General features: G+C 73.6%; 6 protein-coding genes. 2 read left to right on the top strand and 4 right to left on the bottom strand.

The window, feature by feature from the left end; all coding sequences use genetic code 11:
- Together ACFV0G_RS31500 and ACFV0G_RS31495 are read right to left on the bottom strand one after the other, a co-directional pair.
- A partial coding sequence (locus ACFV0G_RS31500) for a protein kinase (RefSeq protein ID WP_380555390.1) occupies positions 1-872 on the bottom strand: 872 nt, incomplete at its 3' end.
- Positions 873-1,215: 343 nt separating this feature from the next.
- Entirely contained in the window at positions 1,216-2,673 is a 1,458-nt protein-coding gene (locus tag ACFV0G_RS31495) for a protein kinase (RefSeq protein WP_380555388.1), read from the bottom strand.
- On the opposite strand from ACFV0G_RS31495, the gene ACFV0G_RS31490 reads away from it, so the two are divergent.
- Both ACFV0G_RS31490 and ACFV0G_RS31485 read left to right on the top strand, forming a co-directional pair.
- Positions 2,575-3,615 carry a YeiH family protein gene (locus tag ACFV0G_RS31490; protein WP_380555387.1) on the top strand — a complete coding sequence of 347 codons (1,041 nt, stop codon included), beginning with the start codon at positions 2,575-2,577 and terminating at the stop codon, positions 3,613-3,615. The two genes, ACFV0G_RS31495 and ACFV0G_RS31490, sit on opposite strands and share 99 nt — an antisense overlap.
- 49 nt (positions 3,616-3,664) lie before the next feature.
- Complete coding sequence (locus ACFV0G_RS31485; protein WP_380555386.1) at positions 3,665-4,348, top strand: spermidine synthase; 684 nt, start codon at positions 3,665-3,667, stop codon at positions 4,346-4,348.
- Between the two features lie 13 nt (positions 4,349-4,361).
- Here the strand turns inward: ACFV0G_RS31485 and ACFV0G_RS31480 are convergent, their stop codons facing one another.
- Entirely contained in the window at positions 4,362-6,620 is a 2,259-nt protein-coding gene (locus ACFV0G_RS31480) for a glycosyl hydrolase family 18 protein (RefSeq protein WP_380555384.1), read from the bottom strand.
- A gap of 298 nt (positions 6,621-6,918) precedes the next feature.
- Positions 6,919-7,179 (bottom strand): hypothetical protein (locus tag ACFV0G_RS31475; RefSeq protein WP_380555382.1); only part of this gene is annotated, 261 nt, incomplete at its 5' end.

Genomic DNA, 7,179 nt, shown 5'->3' with positions numbered 1-7,179 from the left:
GGGGGGGGGGTCCGCCGGGCGGCCGGGGCCCGCGCGGCCGCGGCCGCGGCGGCGGCCGCGGAGCCCGCGGCATAGCCCGCCCCGGCCGCACCGTGCATCTGGCGCAGCGCGTGCTGGACATGGGCGCGGAACTCGTCCGCGGTCTGGTAGCGGTCGTCCGGGTTCTTGGCGAGCGAGCGCAGCACCAGCTCGTCCAGGCCGGACGGCACCCGGGCGTTGGCCCGGGACGGCGGCACCGGCATGTCCTGGACGTGCTGGTAGACCACCGAGAGCGGCGTCTCACCGGTGAACGGCGGCCGCAGCGCCAGCAGTTCGTACAGCATGCAGCCGGCCGCGTAGAGGTCCGAGCGGTGGTCGACGGTCTTGCCGAGCGCCTGCTCCGGCGACAGGTACTGCGGGGTGCCCATCACCATGCCGGTCTGGGTCATGGTGGTGGCCGCACCGGTGAGCGCCCGGGCGATGCCGAAGTCCATCACCTTGACCGCGCCGCCGGTCGTGATGATCACGTTGGCGGGCTTGATGTCGCGGTGCACGATGCCGTTGCGGTGGCTGTAGGCGAGCGCCTCCAGCACCCCCGCGATGATGATCAGCGCCTGGTCGACCGGCGGCGCCTCCTCGTCCACCAGGAGCTCGCGGACGGTGCGGCCCTCGACCAGCTCCATCACGATGTACGGCGTGGACTCGCCGCCGGCCTGCTCCTCGCCGGTGTCGTAGACCGCCACGATGGAGTGGTGGTTCAGCCCGGCGACGGCGTGTGCCTCGCGGGTGAAGCGCAGCCGGGCGATCTCGTCCTCGGCCAGATCCGCGCGGAGCAGCTTGACGGCGACGGTGCGGCCGAGCCGCACGTCCTGCGCGGCGAACACCTCGGCCATGCCGCCCCGGCCGAGCCGGCCGGTGATCCGGTAGCGGCCGTCACCGACCGTGCCGAGCGGGGCCGCCGTGCCGCGTCCGGGCGTGTGCAGCACGGACGCCTCGGGCAGCACCTCGGTCTCCGCGGTGGCGTCCGGGCCGCGGCCCGGGCCGTCCGTGTCCCCGTCCGGGACCTCGGCCGGAGCCTGCCCGTCCGCGTCCTCGCCGTCACCAGGCCGATCGGTCTGTGCCATCGCTCCTCGCCCCGGGCCAACGCTCGGCGCGCACTCGCCCTGTCGGTTACGTCCTGTGAAACGCTACCGCTTCGGCCCGGTCACCGTGGAACCCACCGACCGGGCCGCCCGCTCAGTTCAGGCCGTCCTGCGGCAGGTCGGCGACCCGGGTGGCCACCGTGCGGAACGCCGGCGCACCCGAGTACGGGTCGTTGCTCTTCTGCTCGCCCTTGGCCGCCGCAATCGCCACGATGATGACCGCGAGCACGATCACGCCGAGGATCACGCCGACCACGACGAGCGCGGTCGAGCAGCCGCTGTTGTTCGTCTGCGCCGGCTTGGGCGCGAACGGGCCCGGCTGCACCGGCATCGGGCCGGTGGGGTGCACCTGCTGCGGGAACGGCGTCGGGGTCTGGAACGCCTGCGGCTGGGCGAACGGCTGCGGGGTCTGCGGGAACGGCTGCGGGGTCTGCGGCGCCTGCGGGAAGGGCTGCGGGGTCTGCGGGGCCTGGGCGAAGGGCTGCGGGGTCTGCGGGTACGGCGGCGGGGTGCTGGCCTGCTGCGGGTGGTACGGCTGCTGCACCTGCGGGGCCGGGGTGCGGATGTCGCCGCTGACGGGCGGGAAGTTGGTCAGCGACGGCGCCGCGTGCACCGAGCGCGGGCCCTCGCCGATGATCAGCGGGGTGGACGCCTGGAGCGGCACACCGCCCGCCTGGGTACCGGAGTTGACCCGCTCGACCTCGTCGCGCATCGCGGCCGCGGTCGGGAAGCGGTGCGCCGGGTCCTTGCGCAGGGCCCGCTCGACCAGTGCGTCCACCGCCGGCGTCACCGCGCGGTTGATCGTGGACGGCGCCGGCGGGGGCTCCTGCACGTGCTTGTAGGCGATCGAGAAGGCCGAGTCGCCGTCGAACGGCAGGCCGCCGGTCAGCAGCTCGAAGAGCATGCAGCCCACCGAGTACAGGTCGGACCGGGCGTCCACGCTCTTGCCGAGCGCCTGCTCCGGCGACAGGTACTGCGGGGTGCCGACCACCATGCCGGTCTGGGTCATCGAGGTGACCCCGGACTGCAGGGCGCGGGCGATGCCGAAGTCCATGACCTTGACGACGCCCTTGGCGTTGATCATGACGTTGCCCGGCTTGATGTCGCGGTGGACCAGGCCCTCGTCGTGCGAGGCCTCCAGCGCGGACAGCACCTCGGCGGTGATCTTCAGGGCCTGTGCGGTGGGCATCGCGCCGTGCTGGGCGACGGCCTCCCGCAGCACGGTGCCCAGGCCCTTGCCCTCGACGTACTCCATGACGATGTACGGCGTGGTCGTGCCGTCCGCCGCGACGTCCTCGCCGCTGTCGTAGACCTGCACGATGTTGATGTGCTGGAGCCGGGCGACGGCCTGCGCCTCGCGCCGGAAGCGCTCCTTGAAGGAGGCCTCCCGGCCGAGGTCGGTGTGCAGGGTCTTCACGGCGACCTGGCGGTCGAGCACGGTGTCGCGCGCCAGGTGCACGGATGCCATGCCGCCCTGCCCGAGCAGGCGCTGCAGCACGTACCGACCGTTGCCCAGGGCCTGGCCCTCGACCGTGGTGCCGTCGTCGCTCATGTCCCCCTGCTTCCAGGTTTCGTCCGCTGTCGTCCGGATGCTCGGCCGCGGCGCGGGCCCCGGGCCCGGACCGGGCTCTCGCTGGCCGGCCGCCGGCTGATGCGGGCCGGCATCGTCCTGCTCGGCCTCGCGCTCGGCGTCCGCGACCTGCTCGGCCTCGGCTGGGCGACCGTCGCCATGGTCCTCGCGGTGGTCGCCGCGACCTTCGGCGGCACCCTCTGGCTGGGCCGCCGGCTCGGACTTCCGGGCGACCAGCCGCTGCAGGTCGCCACCGGCTATGCGATCTGCGGCGCCTCCGCGATCGGCGCGGTCGGCGAGGCGGCGGGCAGCGACGAGGAGGACATCGCGGCGTCGGCCGCGCTGGTCACCCTCTGCGGCACCCTCGCCATCGCCGTGCTGCCGCTGCTCCACCAGCCGCTCGGCCTGGACGCGACCGGTTTCGGCCGCTGGGTCGGCGCGGGCGTCCACGACGTCGGACAGGTGGTCGCCACCGCCCAGACGGCCGGACCGGAGGCACTGCGCGAGGCCGTGGTCGTCAAGCTGCTGCGGGTGCTGATGCTCGCCCCGCTGGTCGCCGGGGTGGCCGTCGCGGTCGGCCGCCGTGCCACCGGCCGAGCTGCCGCACCCGGAGTCGCACGAGGAGCCGGAGCCGGGGCCGGAACCAGGGCCGGGGCCGGCCGCCGGCCGCCGGTGGTGCCGCTGTTCGTGGCGGGCTTCCTGGCCGCCACCGTCCTGCGGTCCACCGGGCTGCTCCCCGACGGCGTCCTGGCGCAGGCTCAGCAGCTGCGCGAACTCCTGCTCGCCGCAGCCCTGTTCGGCCTCGGCAGCGCCGTCGACCTGCCCACCCTGGGGCGTACCGGCGGCCGGATCGCCGCGCTCGGGCTGGCCTCCTGGGCGGTGGTCGCCGGGGCGTCGTATATCGGTGTCCTGGTCACCCGCTGAGGGCTACAGTCGGATCGATCGGACCGGAACGACCACGAGGTGCCGCGCGATGACCCAGCTGCCCGTCAGGGACGACACCACGCCCGTCACCCTGGACCGGCGCGAGGGCCCGTACGGCGAGGTGGTGCTGCGCCGCCGCGGCGAGCACCTGGAGATCATCGCCAACGGCTGCTTCCTGATGGACACGGCGGACGGCCGCTCCGAGCGGCTGCTCGTCCGGGCCGCGCTCGACCTGCTGGCGGCGGAGCGCCCGTCCGTGCTGATCGGCGGCCTGGGCGTGGGCTTCTCGCTCGCGTACGCGGCGGCCGAGCCGCGCTGGGGCGCGATCGCGGTGGCCGAGCGGGAGGCGGCGGTCATCGACTGGCACCGGACGGGGCCGCTGGGCGCGTACTCCGCCGGCGCCCTCGACGACCCGCGGGTCACCGTGCTGCACACCGACCTGGTGGCCCACCTCGCCGGGCCCGGCCCGGCCTACGACGCGCTCTGCCTCGATATCGACAACGGCCCGGACTGGACGGTCGACGAGGCCAACGACGGCCTCTACGGTCCGGCCGGCCTGGCCGCCGCGCATCGCCGGCTCACCCCGGGCGGGGTGCTCGCGGTGTGGAGCGCGCGGCCGTCCGCCGCCTTCGAACAGGCCCTGCGCGCGGCCGGGTTCACCGAGGTGCACACGGTGGAGGTGGCGGTCGCGCGCGGCGTGCCGGATGTCGTCCATCTGGCACGCCGCGCCTGACCCGGCCCCGGGGTTACCGCAGGCCGGAGTCCACGGCGGCCATCAGCTCACCGCTGCTGGTGTCCCCGTCGAACGACCACACCATGGCGCCGGCCAGTCCCTGCGCCTTGATCCAGGCCGTCTTGCGGGCGATCTCGGTCGGATGGTCGTAGGTGTAGAGCACGTTGCCGTTGTAGAGGTAGGCGAAGCCCGCGACCGGGTCCCGGTAGACGGTGTAACCGCCGCTCGTGGCCATGTCCTTGAGCTTGTGGTAGTCCTCGTACCCGGCCTCGTAGGTGCCCGGCGCGGGCCCGGTCGAGGTCTGGAACAGGCCGTTGGTGGTGCCGCGCGGCACGCCCGTCCAGCCGCGGCCGTAGAACGGGATGCCGAGCGTCAGCTTGCTCTTCGGTGCGCCGCCCGCGACGTAGGCGTTGATGGCGATCTCGGAGCTGAAGCGCTGGTTGGCCGGGCTGGGGTCGCCCGCCGGGAGGCTGATCGCCGACTGCTGGTTGGTGGTGGTCTCCCAGGCGCCGTGGTAGTCGTACCCCTGGATGGTGGCGAAGTCGAACGCCCCGAACAGGCCCGGGATGTCGATGCCGGCGGAGATCTTCGCCGGGTCGGCCGGCAGGAAGGCGCTCAGCGTGTAGTGCTTGCCGGTGGTGGCGCCCAGCGCGTCGAGCTGACGCCGGAACTCCTGGGCCAGCAGCACGTAGTTGGCCTTGTCCGCGGGCTTGAAGACGTTGCCCAGGTGCCCGTCGGAGTTCGGCCACTCCCAGTCGAGGTCGATGCCGTCGAAGATGCCGGCCGCCGCCCCGGCGCCGCCGCGGCCGTCGATCACCGGCAGGTTGCCCTTGATGTACATGTCGATGCAGGAGCTGACCAGCGCCTTGCGCGACGCGTCGGTGGAGGCGGCGTCGGAGAACCACTTGCTGTAGGACCAGCCGCCGATGGAGATCTGGATGTTGAGGTTGGGGTGCTTGGCCTTCAGCTGCTTGAGCTGGTTGAAGTTGCCCGCCAGCGGCTGGTCCCAGGTGTCGGTGGTGCCGGCCACCGAGGTGCCCGCGTCCCAGCCCTTGCCGAAGTCGGCCCAGGCGTCGCCGGCACCGTCACCCGCGTTCGGGTCGCTGTCGGTGCCCGCCGCCTTGTTGGTGATGAAGCACTGCTTGGTGGTCGGGTGGATGTTGGCGAACGCGTAGTTGAGCGTGGTGAGCTTCGCCGCCGAGCCCGAGGTCTCCAGCTGCTTCACGCTGTAGCCGCGGGCGTAGATCGACCACTGCGTGAAGTAGCCGATCTTCATCGCGCCGCCGCCCCCGCCGCCGCCGGTCTGGGTGGTGGCGGTCACCGCACCCGAGGCGGGGGAGGTGTTGCCCGCCGCGTCCCTGGCCTTCACGGTGAAACTGTACGAGGTGGCGGCGGCCAGACCGGACACCGTGGCACCGGTGCCGCTCACCGTCGTGGCGAGGGTGCTCCCGCGGTAGACGTCATAGGCGGTGACGCCGACGTTGTCGGTGGCCGCCGCCCAGGTGAGCGAGACGGAGCTGCTGGTGGTGCCGGTGACGGCCGGGGTGCCGGGCGCGGTCGGCGGCTGGGTGTCCACCGGCGGGGTCGGCACGGTCACCGTGACCGGTCCGGCCGCGGCGGAGCGGTTGCCGGCCGCGTCGAAGGCGACCACGGTGAAGCCGTGCGCACCGGCGGAGAGCCCGGTGAGGGTGGCGGAGGTGCCGGTGACGGTCGCTTTCTTGGTGGCACCCTCCAGCACGTCGTACCCGGCCACGCCGACGTTGTCGGTCGACGCCGTCCAGGACAGCGCCGCACCGTTGCTGCCGCTCAGGGCGCCGGTCAGGCCGCCCGGGGTGCTCGGCGCGGTGGTGTCGCCGCCGGAGCCGTCGCAGGGCTTCCCGTTCAGCTTGCAGTTGGCGAGCGGCGCGTAGGCGCCGGAGTAGGCGATGTTGAAGCCGAAGTTGTAGGAGGCGCCGGCCGCGATGTCCGGCTGCCAGCTCGGGTTCTTCACCGTCACGTGCGAGGCGGCGACGGTGTAGGTGGCGTTCCAGAGCGAGGAGACGCTGTTGCCGGACGGCAGGTCGAACTCCAGCGTCCAGCCGCTGATCGTCGCCGAGGTGCCGTTGGTGATGGTGTAGCTGCCGCCGTAACCGGTGCCCCAGTCCTGGTCCTTGGTGAAGGAGGCGGTGGCGGAGGCGGCGTGTGCGGCGGTGGCCGGCAGGGCGACCGCCAGGAAGGGCGCGAGGAGTGTCCCTGCGGCGAGCAGGGGCAGGCGGAACCGACGTCTGCGCATGGGTGAGCTCCTGTCCGGGAGCCCGGACCGGGAACGGCCGGGGGCTCCCCTACCTGTGGGGAGGTGCCAGGTGCAGGACTCGGCCGTGACCGGGCACGGCGGAGCCGGGGACCCGGGCCGTCGGGTTGCCGCAGGATCCTGTGCATTGGAGGGTAAGGACCGTCACACGCGCTGGCAATAGGTCTGGACCATGCGACAGTGAAAGGGCCGTGACGAATCGTCAGCGCGAATGCCCGCCGGACATGCGGCGGCGCGGTGCCCGCGGCCGTCGTGGCCGTGGACACCGCGCCGGGTCGGGTCAGCCGAACGGGCTGTACGCCGGGGGCTCCTCCGGTGCCGGCGGTGCGGCTGGTGCGGCGGGGGCGCTGGGTGCCGGCGGCGCGAAGGGGTTGAAGTCCGCCGGGGGGATCCGGACCGGCGTGCCCTTGCCCTCGGCTGGGGCGGCCTCCGCGGGCGCGGCGGGTGCGGCAGGCGCGGCTGCGGGAGCCGGCGGAGCGAAGGGGTTGAAGTCGGCCGGGGGGATCCGGACGGGAGTGCCCTTGCCCGGTCCGGCGGGGGC

This window comes from Kitasatospora sp. NPDC059571 (genome assembly GCF_042735675.1).
In the GTDB taxonomy this organism is placed as follows: domain Bacteria; phylum Actinomycetota; class Actinomycetes; order Streptomycetales; family Streptomycetaceae; genus Kitasatospora.
This window is presented reverse-complemented; position numbering and strand designations above follow the sequence as displayed.